Raw genomic sequence first — 712 nt, 5'->3', positions numbered from 1 at the left:
TCTACGGCGACCTACCGGCCGAAGAAGCATTCAGGCTACCGGATGGTCACTGACCGCTACTCAGCGTTTGCCGACTACTACGGGGTCACGATTGTGCCGACGAGGCCTGGCAGGCCCCGCGACAAAGCGGCAGTAGAGCGTGCTGTGAAAATCGCCTACACCAAAATACTCGGATACTTCAGCGACGAGGTCTTCTATAGCCTCGATGAACTCAATGAAGCGATCACTGAGCGTCTTGAAGACATCAACAACATCACGCTGCGTGCTGATGGGACAACACGGCGCATGCGCTTCGAGCAAGAAGAGGCACCAATGATGCGCGACCTGCCGCCGACACCGTTTACGGAAGTGTCCTACAAGCGGTGCAAAGTCGATCGTAACTGGCACATCACCTGTGACTACCAGTACTACTCGGTGCCATTTCAGCTGGTAGGAGAATCAGTAACAGTCAGGCTCACCCCGCAACTGGTGAGCATCTTCAACGGGGATCAGCTTGTTGCTGAACACACACGTCTTCACGGATTTAAGTACCGGTACTCCACTGATCCCAATCATGGGCCAAGTGGTGACGATGAAGGCCACAAGGCGCTCACCCGCGACGAACTGCTGGCCTGGGCATCATCGTTTGGTTGCGCAACGCACGCGGTCATAGCGATGATCCTCGACCGTAATAGTGCCGCCATCCCCCGCGGACTCCTCCAGGCTCGCAACG

At 56.5% G+C, this 712-nt stretch carries 1 pseudogene; it reads left to right on the top strand.

Annotation, left to right across the window (positions count from 1 at the left end):
• Positions 1-712, top strand: a pseudogene (locus tag HMPREF3145_RS00320) (IS21 family transposase); the annotation flags it as partial.

It is taken from the genome of Corynebacterium sp. HMSC05C01 (assembly GCF_001807155.1).
Taxonomy (GTDB): domain Bacteria; phylum Actinomycetota; class Actinomycetes; order Mycobacteriales; family Mycobacteriaceae; genus Corynebacterium; species Corynebacterium coyleae.
Note: the sequence above shows the minus strand (reverse complement) of the source record. Positions and strands in the feature narration are given on the sequence as shown.